Source organism: Klebsiella sp. WP3-W18-ESBL-02 (assembly GCF_014168815.1).
Taxonomy (GTDB): domain Bacteria; phylum Pseudomonadota; class Gammaproteobacteria; order Enterobacterales; family Enterobacteriaceae; genus Kluyvera; species Kluyvera ascorbata_B.
Genome location: NZ_AP021972.1, coordinates 2950246 through 2968210 on the forward strand (window position 1 = coordinate 2950246; position 17965 = coordinate 2968210).

16 protein-coding genes are annotated in these 17965 nt (G+C 59.6%); 7 read left to right on the forward strand and 9 right to left on the reverse strand.

Annotated features, from left to right (window positions below; all coding sequences use genetic code 11):
• The first annotated feature begins 13 nt into the window (after positions 1-13).
• Positions 14-1318 (forward strand): rhodanese-like domain-containing protein, encoded by a 1305-nt coding sequence (locus H7R56_RS14160; protein WP_106926514.1) that lies wholly within the window; start codon positions 14-16, stop codon positions 1316-1318.
• Here the strand turns inward: H7R56_RS14160 and H7R56_RS14165 are convergent.
• Both H7R56_RS14165 and H7R56_RS14170 read right to left on the reverse strand, forming a co-directional pair.
• Positions 1315-1947 (reverse strand): CDP-alcohol phosphatidyltransferase family protein, encoded by a 633-nt coding sequence (locus H7R56_RS14165; RefSeq protein WP_106926512.1) that lies wholly within the window; start codon positions 1945-1947, stop codon positions 1315-1317. The genes H7R56_RS14160 and H7R56_RS14165 overlap by 4 nt on opposite strands.
• Positions 1940-2506 carry a carboxymuconolactone decarboxylase family protein gene (locus tag H7R56_RS14170; protein WP_223878926.1) on the reverse strand — a complete coding sequence of 189 codons (567 nt, stop codon included), beginning with the start codon at positions 2504-2506 and terminating at the stop codon, positions 1940-1942. The genes H7R56_RS14165 and H7R56_RS14170 overlap by 8 nt, the downstream gene beginning before the upstream one ends.
• A gap of 78 nt (positions 2507-2584) precedes the next feature.
• Here H7R56_RS14170 and H7R56_RS14175 point away from each other — a divergent pair, with 78 nt between their 5' ends.
• The gene (locus H7R56_RS14175) at positions 2585-3001 is read left to right on the forward strand and encodes a pyrimidine (deoxy)nucleoside triphosphate diphosphatase (RefSeq protein ID WP_106926510.1); all 417 of its coding nucleotides are present in this window, start codon (positions 2585-2587) and stop codon (positions 2999-3001) included.
• Here H7R56_RS14175 and H7R56_RS14180 read toward each other — a convergent pair.
• Complete coding sequence (locus H7R56_RS14180; protein ID WP_223878931.1) at positions 2961-3215, reverse strand: DUF1496 domain-containing protein; 255 nt, start codon at positions 3213-3215, stop codon at positions 2961-2963. The two genes, H7R56_RS14175 and H7R56_RS14180, sit on opposite strands and share 41 nt — an antisense overlap.
• 249 nt (positions 3216-3464) lie before the next feature.
• Between H7R56_RS14180 and gdhA the strand changes: the two genes are divergently transcribed.
• Positions 3465-4808, forward strand: coding sequence for an NADP-specific glutamate dehydrogenase (gene gdhA / locus H7R56_RS14185; RefSeq protein WP_182928287.1), 1344 nt, complete (start codon positions 3465-3467; stop codon positions 4806-4808).
• A 111-nt stretch (positions 4809-4919) separates the two neighbouring features.
• On the opposite strand, the gene H7R56_RS14190 is transcribed toward gdhA, so the two are convergent.
• The 3 genes from H7R56_RS14190 to H7R56_RS14200 all read right to left on the reverse strand — a co-directional run bounded on the left by H7R56_RS14190 (position 4920) and on the right by H7R56_RS14200 (position 8585).
• A complete protein-coding gene (locus H7R56_RS14190; protein WP_106926504.1) occupies positions 4920-6857 on the reverse strand; it encodes a DNA topoisomerase III in 1938 nt (645 codons plus the stop codon).
• Positions 6858-6861: 4 nt separating this feature from the next.
• The gene (selD, locus tag H7R56_RS14195; RefSeq protein ID WP_106926502.1) at positions 6862-7905 is read right to left on the reverse strand and encodes a selenide, water dikinase SelD; all 1044 of its coding nucleotides are present in this window, start codon (positions 7903-7905) and stop codon (positions 6862-6864) included.
• 128 nt (positions 7906-8033) lie between these two features.
• Positions 8034-8585: an NAD(P)H nitroreductase gene (locus H7R56_RS14200; protein WP_106926500.1), complete on the reverse strand. Its 552-nt coding sequence runs from the start codon at positions 8583-8585 to the stop codon at positions 8034-8036.
• A 160-nt stretch (positions 8586-8745) separates the two neighbouring features.
• Between H7R56_RS14200 and sppA the strand changes: the two genes are divergently transcribed.
• From sppA to H7R56_RS14220, 4 genes are all read left to right on the forward strand, one after another.
• Positions 8746-10602 (forward strand): signal peptide peptidase SppA, encoded by a 1857-nt coding sequence (sppA, locus tag H7R56_RS14205; protein ID WP_106926498.1) that lies wholly within the window; start codon positions 8746-8748, stop codon positions 10600-10602.
• A gap of 56 nt (positions 10603-10658) precedes the next feature.
• On the forward strand, positions 10659-11675 hold the full coding sequence (gene ansA / locus H7R56_RS14210; protein ID WP_106926496.1) for an asparaginase: 1017 nt from the start codon (positions 10659-10661) through the stop codon (positions 11673-11675).
• 10 nt (positions 11676-11685) lie between these two features.
• Positions 11686-12327 carry a bifunctional nicotinamidase/pyrazinamidase gene (gene pncA, locus H7R56_RS14215; protein ID WP_106926494.1) on the forward strand — a complete coding sequence of 214 codons (642 nt, stop codon included), beginning with the start codon at positions 11686-11688 and terminating at the stop codon, positions 12325-12327.
• 215 nt (positions 12328-12542) lie between these two features.
• On the forward strand, positions 12543-13796 hold the full coding sequence (locus tag H7R56_RS14220; protein WP_106926492.1) for a chitinase ChiD: 1254 nt from the start codon (positions 12543-12545) through the stop codon (positions 13794-13796).
• Positions 13797-13892: 96 nt separating this feature from the next.
• Here the strand turns inward: H7R56_RS14220 and H7R56_RS14225 are convergent, their stop codons facing one another.
• From H7R56_RS14225 to ssuD, 3 genes are read right to left on the reverse strand one after another with little or no spacing between them, the layout of a single operon-like run.
• A complete protein-coding gene (locus H7R56_RS14225) occupies positions 13893-15290 on the reverse strand; it encodes an LLM class flavin-dependent oxidoreductase (protein WP_106926489.1) in 1398 nt (465 codons plus the stop codon).
• Positions 15291-15344: 54 nt separating this feature from the next.
• On the reverse strand, positions 15345-16730 hold the full coding sequence (locus H7R56_RS14230; protein ID WP_106926487.1) for an FAD/NAD(P)-binding protein: 1386 nt from the start codon (positions 16728-16730) through the stop codon (positions 15345-15347).
• Positions 16731-16740: 10 nt separating this feature from the next.
• Positions 16741-17913, reverse strand: coding sequence for an FMNH2-dependent alkanesulfonate monooxygenase (ssuD, locus tag H7R56_RS14235; RefSeq protein WP_106926485.1), 1173 nt, complete (start codon positions 17911-17913; stop codon positions 16741-16743).
• Positions 17914-17965: the final 52 nt, after the last annotated feature.

Sequence of the window (17965 nt, forward strand, 5' to 3'; positions counted from 1 at the left end):
GTCGGACGATTTGATGAAACGTGTTTCTCAACTGACTGCGCTGGCCCTTGCGCTTGGCCTCGCCTCTTCTGCTTTCGCCGCTGAAACGGCGAGTACCCTCACCTTTACCCACCTGCTCCAGCAAAAGGGTGCCGCCATCGATACGCGCATGAGCGCCTTTTACAACGGCTGGCCACAGCAGGAAAATGGCCCTCGCGGGCATGAGCCAGGCGCGCTGAACCTCTCTGCCAGCTGGCTGTCAGCCATGAACAACGAGCAGCTGGAAGCCTGGGCGCAGCAGCATCAGCTGAAAAAAGAGACCGACATTGCCCTCTACGGTGACAGCAAAGATAACGATGCCGTGGCGAAGCGCTTAAAAGCGGCAGGTTTCACCCGTATCTCCACCCTCAGCGATGCGCTGCAGCAGCCGGAACGGCTGCAAAAGCTGCCGCACTTCGAGCAACTGGTGTACCCGCAGTGGCTGCACGACCTGCAGCAAGGTAAAGCGGTGGCCGCCAAACCGGCGGGCGACTACAAAATTATTGAAGCCGCATGGGGCGCGCCGAAGCTGTATCTGGTCAGCCATATTCCGGGGGCTGGCTATATCGATACCAACGAGGTTGAAAGCGAGCCGCTGTGGAATAAAGTGTCCGACGAGCAGCTCAAGGCGATGCTGGCCAAACACGGTATCCGCCACGACACCACCGTGATTCTCTACGGTCGTGATGTGTACGCCGCAGCGCGCGTCGCGCAGATCATGCTGTATGCGGGCGTGAAGGATGTTCGCTTGCTGGACGGCGGCTGGAAGACCTGGGCCGATGCCGGGCTGCCGGTCGAGCGTGGCTTACCTCAGGACGTGAAACCAGCGCCTGATTTTGGTGCCACCATTCCCGCGCAGCCGCAGCTGATGCTGGATATGGAACAGGCGCGCGGCCTACTGCACCGTCAGGACGCTTCGCTGGTGAGCATTCGCTCATGGCCGGAATTTATCGGTACCACCAGCGGCTATAGCTACATTAAGCCAAAAGGTGACATTGCCGGCGCGCGCTGGGGCCATGCGGGCAGCGATTCAACCCATATGGAAGACTTCCACAACCCGGACGGCACTATGCGCAGCGCCGATGATATCACCCGGATGTGGAAATCCTGGAATATCCTGCCGAGCCAGCAGGTTTCCTTCTACTGCGGTACCGGCTGGCGCGCCTCGGAAACCTTCATGTACGCGCGCGCCATGGGCTGGCAGAACGTCAGCGTCTACGATGGCGGCTGGTACGAATGGAGTGCGAACCCGAAAAACCCGGTTGCCACCGGCGATCGCGGGCCAGAAAGCGCACGCTAATTCGCGCCTTCATGACGCTGAAGCCCTTTCAGCGTCATGTAACCTCCCCACACCCGGTTAAAGGTCGTCAGCCAGCACAGCGCGCCGAAAACCCACGCCATCCACGCAAACCACGCCGGAAACAGGCAGCCCAGCACAAACAGCAGGATCGTCTCCGTGCCTTCAGTTAAGCCGCCCAGGTAATAAAACGATTTATGAGCATAGCCCGGATTGTCGATTTGGTGCTTCGTCGCCAGCGCGGCAAAGGCCAGAAAGCTGCTGCCAGTGCCCATAAACGCAAACAGCAGCCAGCCGCCCGCCAGCGCATTGGCTGCCGGATCCGCCAGCATAAAGCCGAACGGCACCAGCGCGTAGAACAGAAAATCGAGCGCGATATCGAGAAATCCCCCGGCATCCGTCAGGCCGCGCCGCCGCGCCAGCGCGCCGTCAAGACCATCCAGCAGACGGTTGGCCACAATCGCCACCAGCGCCGCGCCATACCAACCGAGCGCAAGGAACGGCAACGCCAGCACCCCAATGGCGAACCCCAGTAGCGTAATGCCGTCCGCCGATACGCCGGGCTTGTCCAGCGCCTGCGCCAGGCGGTTGAGTACCGGCTTAAGTCGCGGATGAAGGTGCTTATCAAGCATCGGCTTTTTCTCCCATCTGACACAGCCCCTGCGACGGAATATCCAGCGCGGCGTTGAAGCGAGCGGATAAATTCTGAAACGCCACCAGCGCCGTCATTTCGCTAATCTGCTCCGCATTAAAGTGACAACGTAACGCATCTTTTTGCGCAACAGTGACCTGCGGCGGCGTAGCGGTCATCGCTTCTGCATAATCCAGCGCCGCGCGCTCAGCATCGTTAAACAGCGGCGACGATCGCCAGTCGCTCAGCGCCAGCACCTTGTCCATCGCCCCGCAGCGCTGAGCCAGGCGGAGGCTGTTGGCGTCAATGCAAAACGCGCAGTCGCACTGCTGGGAGACGCGGGTCATCAGCAGCGCGCGCAGCGTCGGCGTCAGACGCGCTTTTTTCCGCTCCAGGTAGCCGACAAACAGCGCCACCAGCCAGAACAGTCGCGGCATCCGCCCCCACCAGCGCGTGGGGTTCAGCACCTCGCCATAGTGCTTTTGCTGCATCGCGGTAATCGGCTTCAGGCTCAGCGGCAGCTGGCTGAGCGGCGGCACCCAGGGTTGTTGATTTTTCACCCGAAAACTCCTGTAAGGCTTTAGCACACGACAAAGCAGCGATAATATGGCAACTCATTCACGGAGTCTTTGACCGCTATGCTGAAAACCATTGATGTTGTTGCCGCTATTATCGAACAAAATGGCAAAATTCTCCTTGCGCAGCGCCCGCCGCATGCCGATCAGGCCGGGCTGTGGGAATTTGCCGGTGGGAAAGTTGAAGCCGGTGAAAGCCAGCAGGAGGCGTTAGTGCGCGAACTACAGGAAGAGCTGGCTATCGTCGCGTGGCCGGGGCGCTATATTACTAGCCATCGGCGCGAAGTCTCAGGAAGGATCGTGCATCTGCACGGCTGGCACGTCCCCCGTTTCGACGGCGAACTCATTGCCCGCGAACACAGCGCGCTGGTGTGGTGCACGCCGCAGGAAGCCTTACGCTACGCGCTGGCCCCTGCCGACGTGCCGTTACTCGCCGCGTTTATGGCTTTACCCGACGCCACACCAGGGGATTCGTACTGATGGCGCGCTCATCGCGCTGGCACTGAAGCAGCACGCCTTCCGCTTTAATCACCGCCCCTTCCGAGTAGTTCCTGTCTTCATACATGCAGCAACGGGCGCACGGCTGTGCGCGCTGGCTGCTGGCATTGTTGCTGAACACTTCAGGTGGAACGTTCACTTCCACCTGCTGCCTCGCCTGCGCGACGCAGCACAAAAGCGACAGCCCACCGACCATCCACACCCATTTCATCAGCAATCTCCTTTAAAAAGCCCTTTTATTACTATCGACCAAATGGACGTCTAACTTAACTTTTTTACGTCATCGCTTTTCGTTATGACCCGACGCGACGTATTAATTTTATTACGCACCCGGAAATTCCTTGTCATCCGTTAGCAGGGTAGTGATATAGTCGAAATAACGCACGTTATTAAACACAACCATAACAACTACATACATTCACAATCATAAGAGGTACTTATACTTATGGACAAGGCTTGCTCCCTTAATACCTTCCTGGCTCATGTTCAACAGCGCGACCCACACCAGACCGAGTTTGCTCAGGCCGTACGCGAAGTCATGACGACCCTCTGGCCGTTCCTCGAGCAGAACCCGCGCTATCGTCAGCTTTCCCTGCTGGAAAGACTGGTTGAACCTGAGCGCGTCATTCAGTTCCGCGTGGTGTGGGTAGACGACCGTAATCAGGTTCAGGTGAACCGCGCATGGCGCGTCCAGTTCAGCTCGACTATCGGGCCGTTCAAAGGCGGGATGCGCTTCCACCCGTCCGTAAACCTCTCTATTCTGAAATTCCTCGGCTTTGAACAGACCTTTAAAAACGCCCTGACAACCCTGCCGATGGGCGGTGGCAAAGGGGGTTCTGACTTCGATCCAAAAGGCAAAAGCGAAGGTGAGGTGATGCGCTTCTGCCAGGCACTGATGACCGAACTGTATCGTCATCTGGGCGCCGACACCGACGTTCCAGCGGGCGATATCGGCGTAGGCGGCCGTGAGGTCGGCTTTATGGCCGGAATGATGAAGAAACTCTCCAACGACACCTCTTGCGTGTTTACCGGCAAGGGTCTCTCTTTTGGCGGCAGTCTGATTCGTCCGGAAGCCACCGGCTACGGACTGGTGTATTTCACCCAGGCAATGCTGCAGCGTCACGGCCTGGGCTTCGAGGGGATGCGCGTCGCGGTCTCTGGCTCCGGCAACGTAGCGCAGTATGCGATTGAAAAAGCGATGGAGCTGGGCGCGCGCGTGATCACCGCGTCTGACTCCAGCGGTACCGTGGTTGATGAGTCTGGCTTCACTAAAGAGAAACTGGCGCGCCTGTGTGAAATCAAAGCCAGCCGAGACGGCCGCGTCGCCGACTACGCGCGTGAATTTGGTCTGGTGTATCTCGAAGGCCAGCAGCCGTGGAGCGTGGCGGTGGATATTGCCCTGCCGTGCGCTACCCAGAACGAGCTGGATGCCGATGCGGCACGCGTGCTGATCGCCAACGGCGTGAAGGCGGTCGCGGAAGGTGCCAACATGCCAACCACGATCGAAGCGACCGACCTGTTCCTCGACGCGGGCGTATTGTTCGCGCCGGGCAAAGCAGCCAACGCCGGTGGCGTTGCCACTTCCGGTCTGGAAATGGCGCAGAACGCCGCGCGCATGAGCTGGAAGGCAGAGAAAGTCGACGCGCGTCTGCACCACATCATGCTGGATATTCACCACGCCTGCGTTGAGCACGGCGGTGAAGCGAAGCAAACCAACTACGTGCGCGGCGCGAACATCGCAGGCTTCGTGAAAGTGGCCGATGCCATGCTGGCGCAGGGCGTGATTTAATCGCGTTATCCCGCCATCCTGAGCAGGTTGTCGGATGGCGGCGTAAACGCCTTATCCGGCCTACGATAGTCTTGTAGGCCGGATAAGCGCAGCGCCACCAGGCATGAGGGGCTATCCGGGCTGCTCTGAACTCGCCGCGGGCTTCTTACTCTTCCCCTTCCCTTTACTGAATGACTTCTTCGTCCCACCCGGCGCTGCCAGTCCGCGGAACTGCCGCACCGGCGTGCTCTTAGCCTGGTCAATCAGCTGGAACAGCGTCCCCACCAGCGGCTGCATAAAGTCCTGATAGCGACACTGTTTTTCGCTGATCTGCGTCAGGGTAGACTCCCAGTGCGCGGTCATATCCGGACGCGTCGCCATCTCGGGTAGAGAGTGGAACAACGCTTTACCGGCGTCGGTAGAATGGATATAACGCCCTTTCTTGGTCAGGAAACCGCGTTTAAACAGCAGCTCGATAATGCCAGCACGCGTCGCTTCAGTGCCTAAGCCATCGGTCGCGCGGAGGATTTTTTTCAGGTCTTTATCCTGCACGAAGCGGGCGATCCCGGTCATCGCCGACAGCAGCGTAGCGTCGGTAAAATGCCGCGGCGGCTGAGTTTGCCGCTCGACAACTTCGCCGTTCTCACACAGTAATTCGTCAGCTTTCGCCACCACCGGCAGCGGCGTGCCGTCGTTCTCTTCATCACGTTCTTTCGCCCCCAGCAGCGTACGCCAGCCCGCTTCCGCAAGGAAGCGCGCTTTGGCGACAAATTTACCGTTGGCGATATCGAGGTCGATCTGGCATTTACGGTAGACCGCATCCGGGCAAAACTGCATCAGATACTGGCGCGCAATCAGGTTATACACCTTTGCTTCGTTGTCATTGAGATTCACGTGGCTGGCGCGCGCGGTCGGGATTATCGCGTGGTGAGCATCAACCTTTTTGTCGTCCCAGCAGCGGTTGCGGGTATCGGTATTGACCACCGGCTGCGGCAGCAAATCCGTCGCATGCACGCCGATGGCGTTAATCACCGCGTGGCGGCCAGCAAAATGCTCTTCCGGCAGATAGCGGCTGTCAGAACGCGGATAGGTGATCACTTTATGGGTTTCATACAGTTTCTGGCAGATATCCAGCACGTTCTGCGCGCTCAGGCCAAAACGCTTCGCCGCCTCAATTTGCAGCGCAGAAAGCGAAAATGGCAGCGGCGCCGGTTCAGAGTCACGCTTATCGTTATAGGCGGTGACCAGCGCCGGCTGGCCGGTAATGCGCTTCACCACATGCTCGGCCAGCGCCCGGTTGAGCAAACGGCCTTCTTCATCCTGGTGCGGTTCACAGGCTTCGCTTGGCTGCCAGACGGCGGTAAAACGCTCATCTTTCGGCGTCACGATGTGCGCTTTCACCTCGAAGAAGTCTTTCGAGACAAAGTGTTCAATCTCTTCATCACGACGCACCACCAGACCCAGCACCGGCGTTTGCACGCGCCCGACGGAGAGCACGCCCTGGTAACCGGCGTTACGCCCCAGAATAGTGTAGGCGCGGGTCATGTTGATGCCGTACAGCCAGTCGGCGCGGGCGCGGGCCAGCGCCGAAACGCACAGCGGAATAAACTCGCTGTTGGCGCGCAGGCGCGAAATCGCACGCTCCACCGCCTGAGGGTTAAGGTCATTAATTAAGCAGCGCTGCACCTGATGGCGCTTCTCCGCCGGCAGTTCCAGGTAATCCAGCACTTCATCCACCAGCAACTGCCCCTCGCGATCCGGGTCTCCGGCGTGAATGACTTCGCTGGCGTCGTGAAGAAAGCGCTTAATGACGTTGAGCTGCTTCGTCACCGAAGGCCGCGGCTGCAGCCGCCATTTTTCCGGGACGATGGGTAAATCCTGCAGATTCCAGCGCGCATAGCGGCTGTCATAGACATCCGGCTGCGCCTGCTCCAGCAGGTGACCGATACACCAGGTCACCACCTGGCCGTTGCCACACTCGATAAAGCCATCGCCCTTGCGGTGAGGCTTTGGCAGTACATCAGCAATGGCGCGGGCCAGGCTCGGTTTTTCCGCAATAAACAGCCGCATGGGTTCAGCGCAGCTCGATCATCGGACGACCGCCGCGGGCCGTCACCAGCTCGCCGATGGCGGTCAGGGTGATGCCAAATTCGGCTGCCGCTGCCTGCACGTCAGCTTCCGCGTCCGGCGTCACCGCCAGCAGCAGGCCACCGGAGGTTTGCGGGTCGCACAGCAGCGCGCGCTGAGCGTCGCTCATCGCGCCCATCAGATGGCCATAGCTGGCAAAGTTGCGCTCGGTTCCACCCGGTACCGCGCCCAGCGCGATATACGCTTCAACGCCCGGCAGCTTCGGTACGGCGGCAAAGTCAATCTGCGCCTGCACGCCAGCGCCCTGGCACATTTCGCTCAGGTGGCCCAGCAGGCCAAAACCGGTCACGTCGGTCATGGCTTTAACGCCTTCGATATTGGCAAACGCCGAGCCAACCAGGTTCATCTGGCACATCACTTCCGTCGCCAGCCCCTGATGTTCAGGCTTCAGCAGCGATTTTTTCTCGGCGGTGGTTAACACGCCAATGCCCAGCGGCTTCGTCAGGAATAGCTTGCAACCCGCCTGCGCGGTGCTGTTTTTCTTCACCCGTTCGGTTGGTACGATGCCGGTAACCGCCAGGCCGAAAATGGGCTCTGGCGCGTCGATGGAGTGGCCGCCCGCCAGCGCAATGCCCGCCTGTTTGCAGGCAAAGCGCCCGCCTTCGGTCACTTCGCGAGCAATTTCCGGCGCCAGCGTGTTGATAGGCCAGCCGAGGATCGCAATTGCCATAATCGGCTTGCCGCCCATGGCAAAAATATCGCTGATGGCGTTGGTCGCGGCAATGCGGCCAAAGTCGAACGGATTGTCGACAATTGGCATAAAGAAATCGGTGGTGCTGATGACCGAGGTACCGTTACCCAGGTCGTAAACGGCAGCATCGTCGCGCGTTTCGTTGCCGACAAGCAGGTTGGGGTCGATAAACTTCGTTTGCTCGCTGTGCAGGATAGTCTCCAGCACTTTCGGCGAAATTTTACAACCGCAACCTGCTCCGTGGCTGTACTGCGTTAAACGAATGGCCTGCTCGCTCATGGACAACTCCTGTCATTGCTTTGGCATGGGAATAGAGATGTATGTTAACGCCAGAACACTGCGGTGATAAGTACGACTGTCTGAATTCGCGGGCATTTGCGTGAAATCCAGACAATCGTAGCCGTTTTTCAGAGATAACGGACGAACGGCGCGGTATCCGGCACGCCGATCGTCGTCGACGCTTTCAGCTGCGGGGTACCCAGATAGAGGAAGCCAACAATTTTATCCTGCTCGGTGCAGTCGAAGCCTGCACGCACCACCGGGCTGTCGATCAGCGCACCGCTGCGCCAGATACCGTTGAACCCTTGGGCTACCGCGGCCATCTGCATCGCCATCACCGCGCAGCCAGCCGACATCTCCTGCTCCCACTTCGGCACCTTCGGGTGATCCTGGCATTTGGCGATCGCCACGATAATCATCGGCGCACGGAATGGCGCGTTGCGCGCTTTTTCAATCGCCTTATCATCGCCGTTAGCGGCCACCGCGCCCTGCTCAAGCAGCTGACTGAAGCGCTCGCGGCCTTCGCCTTCGACAATCACAAACTGCCACGGCTGCAGCGTGCCGTGATCCGGCGCGCGCAGCGCGGCACGGAGAATATTTTGCAGCTGTTCGCCCGCCGGCGCCGGTTCGGCCAGGCGCGACGCACTGCGGCGATTCACTAATAGTTCCAGGGCATCCATTGAACCACTCCTCTCACGTTATTTTTCATAAAATTAACATGCGCAAGGATTTTGTTACAGCGCCGAAGGCGATTCCTGCTGACAACCGGCGGCGGTCTATTTAGGATAGCCAGACGTTTTACCGTTTCGGTAAACCTTTTTTGTTTTGCAGGGAGAATACATGCGAACCGTATGGCGCTTCATTGCCGGATTCTTTAAATGGACGTGGCGATTACTTAATTTCGTCCGGGAACTGGTGCTGAACCTGTTCTTTATTCTGCTGGTGCTGGTCGGCGTCGGCATCTGGATGCAGCTCAGTTCCAGCAGCAGCACGGAGCACAGTACCCGTGGTGCGCTGCTGATGGACATCAGCGGCGTGGTGGTGGATAAACCCTCGCCCAGCAGCAAGCTCAGCGTTCTGGGCCGTCAGTTCTTTGGCGCCAGCTCGGACCGTTTGCAGGAAAACTCACTGTTCGATGTCGTTCAGACCATTCGCCAGGCGAAGGATGACCGTAACATCACCGGCATCGTGCTGGACCTGAAAAACTTTGCCGGCGGCGACCAGCCTTCAATGCAGTATATCGGTAAAGCGCTGCGCGAGTTCCGCGACAGCGGTAAACCGGTCTATGCGATCAACGACAGCTACAGTCAGGCGCAGTATTACCTCGCGAGCTTCGCCAATAAAATCTGGCTGTCGCCGCAGGGCGTGGTTGATTTACACGGCTTCGCCACCAACGGCCTGTACTATAAAACGCTGCTCGACAAGCTGAAGGTTTCGACCCACGTGTTCCGCGTCGGCACGTATAAATCCGCCGTCGAACCGTTTATCCGCGACGATATGTCCCCCGCCGCGCGCGAGGCCGACAGCCGCTGGATAGGCGAACTGTGGCAGAACTACCTCAATACCGTCGCCGCCAACCGTCAGGTTACTGCGCAGCAGATCTTCCCGGGCGCGCAGGGCGTGCTGGACGGCCTGCGTAAAGTCGACGGCGACACGGCGCAGTACGCGCTGGATAACAAGCTGGTGGATGCCTTAGGCTCAAGCGCAGAGATTGAAAAAGCGATGACCAAAGCGTTCGGCTGGAGTAAAAAAGACAATAACTTCAGCGCCGTCAGCATGTATGACTATGCGGTGAAAACCCCGGCCGACACCGGCTCAAGCATCGCGGTGGTGTTTGCCAACGGTGCTATCATGGACGGTGAAGAAACCCCGGGCAACGTCGGCGGCGACACCACGGCAGCGCAGATTCGCGACGCACGCCTGGACGCGAAGGTGAAAGCGATTGTGCTGCGCGTGAACAGCCCAGGCGGCAGCGTCAGCGCCTCTGAGGTGATCCGCGAAGAGCTGGCGGCGGCGAAGGCGGCGGGCAAACCGGTTGTGGTCTCAATGGGCGGCATGGCGGCCTCCGGCGGCTACTGGATTTCCACCCCGGCGGATTACATCATCGCCAGTCCAAGCACGCTGACCGGCTCTATCGGTATCTTTGGCGTGATCAATACCGTGGAAAATACGCTGGATTCTATCGGCGTGCACACCGACGGCGTCGCAACCTCACCGTTGGCCGACATGGCGGTCACCAAAGCCTTAACGCCGGAAGTGCAGCAGATGATGCAGCTGAGCATTGAGAACGGCTACAAACGCTTTATTACCCTTGTCGCGCAGTCGCGTCACAGCACCCCGGAAGCGATCGATAAAATCGCCCAAGGCCACGTCTGGACCGGCGAAGACGCGAAAGCGAACGGCCTGGTAGATAGCCTCGGCGACTTCGACGATGCGGTGGCGAAAGCCGCTGAACTGGCGAAACTGAAGGTGTGGCACATCGATTACTATCAGAGCGAGCCGACGTTCTTTGATATGGTCATGGATAACCTCTCCGGCTCGGTGCGTGCATCGCTGCCGCAGGCGCTACAGGCCTACCTACCGGCACCGCTGGCGAATGCCGCCAGCGCGATGAAGGCTGAAGGCGACAAGCTGGCGATTTTTAACGATCCGCAAAATCGCTATGCAATTTGCCTGACCTGCGCCAATATTCGCTAATCGTAATCCCCTCCTCGCCGGAGGGGATTTTCTTTTGCTCAATCAATAGACGAACCATGCCTAAAAAATCCATTTACGTCGCCTACACCGGCGGGACCATCGGGATGCAGCGCTCAGACCACGGCTATATTCCGGTCTCTGGGCACCTGCAGCGTCAGCTGGCGCTGATGCCGGAGTTCCATCGCCCCGAGATGCCGGACTTTACTATCCACGAATACGAGCCGCTGATGGACTCTTCCGACATGACACCGGAAGACTGGCAGCACATCGCTGACGATATTAAAGCGCACTACGACGAGTACGATGGCTTTGTGATCCTGCACGGCACCGACACGATGGCGTTCACCGCCTCGGCGCTGTCGTTTATGCTGGAAAACCTCGGTAAACCGGTCATCGTCACCGGCTCGCAGATTCCGCTGGCGGAGCTGCGGTCTGACGGGCAAATCAACCTGCTCAATTCGCTGTACGTGGCGGCCAACTACCCGATCAACGAAGTGACGCTGTTTTTCAACAACCGTCTCTATCGCGGTAACCGAACCACCAAAGCTCATGCCGACGGCTTCGATGCCTTTGCGTCACCGAACCTGACGCCGCTGCTGGAAGCGGGCATCCATATCCGCAGGCTCGGTACGCCGCCCGCCCCGCACGGTGAAGGCCCGCTTATCGTGCATCCCATCACCCCGCAGCCGATTGGCGTGGTCACGATCTATCCGGGCATTTCCGCCGACGTGGTACGCAACTTCCTGCTGCAGCCGGTGAAAGCGCTGATTCTGCGCTCCTATGGCGTAGGCAATGCGCCGCAGAACGGCGTATTCCTCAACGAACTGGCGGAAGCCAGCAAGCGCGGCATCGTGGTGGTCAATCTGACACAGTGTATGTCGGGTAAGGTCAATATGGGCGGCTACGCCACCGGCAATGCGCTGGCACAGGCAGGAGTGATTAGCGGCTCGGACATGACCGTTGAGGCGACGCTGACCAAACTGCACTATCTGCTAAGCCAGGGGCTGGATGCGACGGCGATTCGTAAGGCCATGCAGCAAAACCTGCGCGGTGAATTAACCCCGGACGACTAAGGAGAGCATAATGAGCGCACGCGCATTGTTATTAGTTGATCTGCAAAACGATTTTTGTGCGGGCGGCGCGCTGGCCGTTGCCGATGGCGACAGCACCGTTGATGTGGCGAATGCGCTGATCGCCGCCGCGAAACAGCGCGACGAGGCCGTTATCGCCAGCCAGGACTGGCATCCGGCCAACCACGGTAGCTTTGCCCGCCAGCACGGCGTGGAACCTTACAGCCAGGGGACGCTTGACGGTTTGCCGCAGACCTTCTGGCCGGATCATTGCGTGCAGGGCAGCGAAGGTGCCGCCCTGCACCCGCTGCTCTCTCAGCAGGCGATCGACGCGGTGTTCTACAAAGGCGAAAGCGTCAATATCGACAGCTATAGCGCCTTTTTCGACAACGGGCATCGGCAGAAAACCGGGCTGGACGCGTGGCTGCACGAGCACGATATCCGCGAACTGATCGTCCTGGGCCTGGCCACTGACTACTGCGTGAAATTCACCGTGCTCGATGCGCTGCAACTGGGCTATACCGTTAACGTCATTACCGACGGCTGCCGCGGGGTGAATCTTACGCCGCAGGACAGCGCCAACGCGTTTATGGAGATGGCAGCGGCAGGCGCAACGCTGTATACGCTGGACGACTGGCTGGAAATTCACAACTAGCACCACGTAGGCCTGATAAGCGCAGCGCCATCAGGCACTGCGGCACAGTTTGCCGGATGGCGGCTTTGCCTTATCCGGCCTACGCGCCTCCTCTCCCTTCGGCGTGAACCACCTCGCAGATTTCCCCTCACGGCAATGCTATGTTCAGGCGGTTGTTTTTTCGCCACACCCTTTCCGTGGCATGTTTGCTTTTTCAATGTCAAAGAGGACCGTGTATGAAACTTTTGCCTTTGCTGGCAGCATTACCCCTGCTCTGCGTTTCGGTTGTTTCCGCGAATTCCCTGATGTCCGTCGGCTACTTCAACGGCGGCGGTGACGTTACCGCCGGGCCGGGCGGCGATATCAATAAGCTCGACGTGCGGCAAATCACCCACCTGAACTATTCGTTTGGCCTTATCTACAATGACGAAAAAGATGAAACCAACGACGCCTTAAAAGATGCCGCCAGGCTGCATCAAATCTGGCTGTCGCCGAAGGTGCAGTCCGATTTAGAAATCATCCCCACGCTGCGTAAACAGAACCCCAATCTGAAAGTACTGCTGTCGGTCGGCGGCTGGGGGGCTCGCGGCTTCTCCGGCGCGGCAGCGACGCCTGAAACACGCGCGGTGTTTATCCGCTCGGCCCAGGCGGTAGTGGCAAAATACGGCCTCGACGGAATCGATCTTGACTGGGAATATCCGGTCAACGGCGCGTGGGGGCTGGTCGCAAGTCAGCCAGCGGATCGTGATAATTTCACCGCGCTGTTGAAAGAGCTCCGCGCGGCGTTCGGGCAGAAAAAGCTGGTCACTATCGCCGTGGGGGCCAACGCAGAAAGCCCGAAAAGCTGGGTAGACGTGAAGACAATTGCGCCACTGCTGGACTACATCAACCTGATGACCTATGACATGGCATACGGCACGCAGTATTTTAACGCGAACCTGTATGATTCAACCCAGTGGCCAACGGTGGCGAACGCCGATAAATACAGCGTCGACTTTGTGGTCAATAACTACCTTGCCGCCGGGCTGAAGCCCAGCCAGATGAACCTCGGCATCGGCTTCTATGGTCGGGTGCCCAAACGCAGCGTAGAGCCGGGCATCGACTGGAGCAAAGCGGACGCACAGAAAAATCCGGTTACCCAGCCTTATTTCGGCGAGCCGGAGCTGGCGCTGTTTAAATCGCTCGGCGTTGACTTAACCAAAGATACGTACGTCAAGTACAACGATATCGTCAGCAAGCTGCTGAACGACCCGCAGAAACGCTTTACCGAGCACTGGGACGACCAGGCGAAGGTACCGTGGCTGTCGGTGCAGTCAAGCGACGGTAAACCGCTGTTTGCGCTGTCGTATGAGAATCCGCGATCGGTCAGCATTAAGGCCGACTACATCAAGCGTAAAGGTTTGGCTGGCGCGATGTTCTGGGAGTACGGCGCGGATGACCACAACCAGCTGGCGAAGCAACTGGCTGAGTCGTTAGGCATCAAGCATTAAGACGCGGTGATCCTATAGGCCTGATAAGCGCAGCGCCATCAGGCGCTCCGGCGCCGTTTGCCGGATGGCGGCGTCGCCTTATCCGGCCTACAAAATTCAGACCGGCGTTAACAGCCCGCTGGTTTCATGAATACGGTAACCGGCCCCCGGATGTGGCGCCTGAAGCCGGGCGCTACCGCCGAATAGCTTCTCGCGCAACGTCCCCTCGCGGTACGCTTTTTTATACACGCCGCGTTTTTGCAGCTCGGGGATCAGCAGCTCCACCACGTCGGTAAAGGTTTCATGCGTCACCGCATACGCGAGGTTAAACCCATCAACGTCGGTCTCTTCCACCCAGGATTGCAGCTCATCGGCCACGGTCTGCGCGCTGCCGACCACCAGCGGGCCAAACCCGCCGATGCCCACCCACTCCGCCATTGCCTTCACCGACCACTGTTTATCGGGATCCGCGGTTGAAAACGTATCCACCACCGACTGAATCGCGTTGGTTTTGGCATAGGTAAACACTTCATCCGGCTGATACTGACCAAAATCAATGCCGGTCCAGCCGGAAATCAGCGCCAGCGCGCCTTCGTAGCTGGTCCAGTTTTTATACTCCCGCCATTTGGCCTGCGCGGCGAGATCCGTCTCGCCAACGATCGCCGTTTGCATGTTGAAGATCAGAATGCTGCGCGGATCGCGCCCGGCCTCTTCGGCGCGACGGCGAATATCGGCCACCGTTTTTTTCAGCGCGCTTTTCGACGGCGAAGCCACAAACACGCATTCCGCATGGCTGGCGGCAAACTGTTTACCACGGCTTGACGCGCCCGCCTGGTACAGCACCGGCGTACGCTGCGGCGACGGCTCGCACAGATGGTAGCCCGGTACATCGAAGAATTTACCGTGATGATTGATAGCGTGAATTTTACTCGGGTCACTGAAAATACGCCGCTCGCGATCGCGCAGAATAGCCCCTTCTTCCCAGCTGCCTTCCAGCAGTTTATACACCACTTCCAGATATTCATCGGCGTAGTCATAGCGGGCATCGTGCGCCGTTTGCGCCTGCTGGCCAATATTGCGCGCCCCGCTCTCCAGATAGGAGGTGACAATATTCCAGCCCACGCGGCCCTTGGTGAGGTGGTCCAGCGTCGACAGACGGCGCGCAAACGGATAAGGGTGCTCGAACGACAGCGAGGCGGTGAGGCCAAAGCCCAGATGTTCGGTCACCAGGGCCATCGGCGTCACCAGCGCCAGCGGATCGTTTACCGGTACCTGGGCCGCCTGGCGAATCGCCGCGTCGCCGTTACCGTTATAGACATCGTAAACGCCCAACACATCGGCGATAAACAAACCGTCGAATTTGCCACGTTCCAGCAGACGCGCCAGATCGACCCAATATTCCAGGTCTTTATACTGCCACGAACGATCGCGCGGATGCGCCCACAGTCCCGGGGACTGGTGGCCGACGCAGTTCATATCAAAGGCATTTAGACGAATTTCACGTTGTGATGGCATAACGGTCTCTCCTGCGCCCGGATTCCCCAGCGCAATCATAAGGTTGTATTAATTTCAGAAGGCTACGGATTGCCGACAGGCCAGGGTTTGTAGTACCGACCGGGCCACCCGTTGAGCGTGGTCCGCAACCTGCGGTAGCCCCATCAACTCACCGAAATAGCCGCGCGCCGCCGGTCCGGCGACCCAGATGTGGTCGGCACGCCCCACGGCCAGGGATTGCGCATCGACAGCTATCCCCAATCCCAACGCATCCGCGCGAATCAGTCCTGCCTGCCGCAGCGCGGTGAAAAAAGGCTGGCCGTCGAGTAAATCGTGATGCGCAGGCCCGGTAGTCAGCACCAGATAATCCACCGCTTCCCGATGCTGACCGCCGCCGCGCAGCGCCAGATGAAGCGCCAGCGCCTCGTCATCGGCTTCCAGCGTCTGCAAACGCGCGGCCAGCGAGCGAAACGTTCCGTTGGCGCGTCGTGCCTCAATGGCCTGCGCAACCTGTGGCGCAATCCGGTAACGGTGCACGTCCCAGTAGCGCCGCAGGTGACGTAAGAACTGCCGTTTTTCTGCATCGCCCATCTGCTGCCAGAGGGTTTGTCCCTGTCCGCGCACCGCGTCCAGCACCGCCTGCCACGGCAGCCCCACCGCCGCTGCCCGGGCGATATCGACGCGAATCTGGCGTAAACGCTGGCGCAGCGTTCCCGTCTGATAGTCGGCCTGCCATTTCTCGGCGGTCAGCGGCGCATTGGGCCGCGAGAGCAGCCCATGACGTGAAAACGCGACAATGTCACCGTGATGCCCCTGACGTTGTAGCGTCGCGACCGCGTCAGCCATGCTCAGCGCCGTTCCCATAATGGCGACCCGCGCGGTGGCGGGGATCGCCGACAGCGCCCCGTCGCGCCAGGGATCGGCAATTAAGCGCGGGTGCTGCGCCAGCGGCCGTGCAGCCTGAGGCAGTCGCGGCGGCGGATGGCTCACCGCCAGCACCAGGCCATCCGCGCGCAGGCGTTGGCCTTCAGCTGTGATAACGCAGCCATCCTGCCAGCCCACCGCGCGCTCCCGGACGTGAGTCACACGATCGCCATGGGCCCGCGCCGCCGCGGTAAACGCGTCCTGAACATAGCGACCAAACGCGCCGCGCTGCGGGTAAACGCTACCGTCCGCCAGCAGGGCCTGCGGGTCCTGAGGGAAATCACCGTGCCGCCGATACCAGCGATCGAACGCGCCATCGTCGTCACCGGCAAGCTGCATACGTGCGGCAGGCACGTTAATGCGGTGCGCCGGATCGGTGGCTGAATAGGCCACGCCGAATCCCAGACTCGGGCGCGGCTCCACGACGCTAATGCGCAGCGGGCTCGTCGCCTCGCGCAGCAGATGAATCGCCACGGCCGTGCCGCTAAAGCCGCCGCCGACAATCACAATATGCGGGTCCTTCTCACGCTCGGGCATGGTTTCCTCCTCAGCTGGCGCTGGCGTGCTGAGTGGGGCGTTTGGCCCCGCCGATGGTTTCGCCAAACGGCCCGGTGTTCACCTGCCCCGTTGCCGAACGCGGCTGGCTGCTGGTGTTCAGCAGCGGCATCACCAGCTCGGCAAAGCGGTGCGCCTCTTCCAGATGCGGATAGCCGGAGAAAATAAAGTGGCTGATGCCCAGCGCCTGATACTCACGAATACGCTCCGCCACCTGCTGCGGATTGCCCACCAGCGCGGTCCCCGCGCCGCCGCGCACCAGCCCGACGCCCGCCCACAGATTGGGCGCAATGCGCAGGTTGTCGCGGCTGCCGTTATGCAGCGCGCTCATCCGCGCCTGCCCCGCTGAATCCATACGGGCGAAAATCTGCTGCGCTTGAGCGATGGTGTCGTCGTCAAGATGCGCAATCAGCCTGTCTGCCGCCGCCCATGCCTCTTCTTCCGTCTCGCGCACAATCACATGCAGACGAATGCCATACTCAAGCTGACGACCTTTTTCTTGCGCCCGCGCCCGGACTACTGCCAACTTTTCCGCCACCTGCTGAGGCGGCTCGCCCCAGGTCAGGTAGGCATCGATGTGGTCAGCGGCAACGTCGATCGCCTGCGTCGACGAACCGCCAAAATAGAGCGGCGGCCCATTTTTCTGCGCCGCCGGGAACAGCACTTCTGCCCCTTCCACCTGAATATGCTGGCCGTGGTAATCCACTTTTTCGCCCGCCAGCAGTCGGCGATAAACCTCCAGGAATTCATGGGTGACTTCGTAACGCTCGGCGTGGCTGAGGAAAATGCCGTCGCCTTTGTTTTCGACCGGATCGCCGCCCGTAACCACGTTAATCAGTAGCCGTCCTTCTGACAGGCGATCGAGGGTAGCCGCCATGCGCGCCGCCAGCGTCGGCGGTTGAAGCCCGGGACGTACCGCCACCAGATAGCGCAGGTTGCGGGTCATCGGTGCCAGCGCGGCGGCCACCAGCCAGGAATCTTCACAGCTTTTACCTGTCGGGATCAGCACGCCGTAATAGCCAAGGCTGTCCGCCGCCAGCGCAACCTGCTGGAGATACGGTAAATCGACCGGCCGACCGCCTTCGGTAGTCCCCAGGTAGCGCCCGTCACCGTGGGTGGGTAAGAACCAGAAAACATTTATTTTCTCAGCGGCTTGTACTGTCATTATCCATTTCCTTTATAACTATATTTGGTATTTATAGAAGGCATTATCTTCG

What these genes read in the sequence shown, in the direction of transcription:
- H7R56_RS14175 (WP_106926510.1), top strand. Translation starts at nt 2,585, where the DNA reads ATGCTGAAAACCATTGATGTTGTTGCCGCTATTATCGAACAAAATGGC.
- H7R56_RS14230 (WP_106926487.1), bottom strand. Translation starts at nt 16,730, where the DNA reads ATGCCCGAGCGTGAGAAGGACCCGCATATTGTGATTGTCGGCGGCGGC.
- gdhA (WP_182928287.1), top strand. Translation starts at nt 3,465, where the DNA reads ATGGACAAGGCTTGCTCCCTTAATACCTTCCTGGCTCATGTTCAACAG.
- H7R56_RS14220 (WP_106926492.1), top strand. Translation starts at nt 12,543, where the DNA reads ATGAAACTTTTGCCTTTGCTGGCAGCATTACCCCTGCTCTGCGTTTCG.
- H7R56_RS14180 (WP_223878931.1), bottom strand. Translation starts at nt 3,215, where the DNA reads ATGGTCGGTGGGCTGTCGCTTTTGTGCTGCGTCGCGCAGGCGAGGCAG.
- H7R56_RS14160 (WP_106926514.1), top strand. Translation starts at nt 14, where the DNA reads ATGAAACGTGTTTCTCAACTGACTGCGCTGGCCCTTGCGCTTGGCCTC.
- H7R56_RS14225 (WP_106926489.1), bottom strand. Translation starts at nt 15,290, where the DNA reads ATGCCATCACAACGTGAAATTCGTCTAAATGCCTTTGATATGAACTGC.
- selD (WP_106926502.1), bottom strand. Translation starts at nt 7,905, where the DNA reads ATGAGCGAGCAGGCCATTCGTTTAACGCAGTACAGCCACGGAGCAGGT.
- ansA (WP_106926496.1), top strand. Translation starts at nt 10,659, where the DNA reads ATGCCTAAAAAATCCATTTACGTCGCCTACACCGGCGGGACCATCGGG.
- H7R56_RS14200 (WP_106926500.1), bottom strand. Translation starts at nt 8,585, where the DNA reads ATGGATGCCCTGGAACTATTAGTGAATCGCCGCAGTGCGTCGCGCCTG.
- H7R56_RS14190 (WP_106926504.1), bottom strand. Translation starts at nt 6,857, where the DNA reads ATGCGGCTGTTTATTGCGGAAAAACCGAGCCTGGCCCGCGCCATTGCT.
- pncA (WP_106926494.1), top strand. Translation starts at nt 11,686, where the DNA reads ATGAGCGCACGCGCATTGTTATTAGTTGATCTGCAAAACGATTTTTGT.
- H7R56_RS14165 (WP_106926512.1), bottom strand. Translation starts at nt 1,947, where the DNA reads ATGCTTGATAAGCACCTTCATCCGCGACTTAAGCCGGTACTCAACCGC.
- sppA (WP_106926498.1), top strand. Translation starts at nt 8,746, where the DNA reads ATGCGAACCGTATGGCGCTTCATTGCCGGATTCTTTAAATGGACGTGG.
- ssuD (WP_106926485.1), bottom strand. Translation starts at nt 17,913, where the DNA reads ATGACAGTACAAGCCGCTGAGAAAATAAATGTTTTCTGGTTCTTACCC.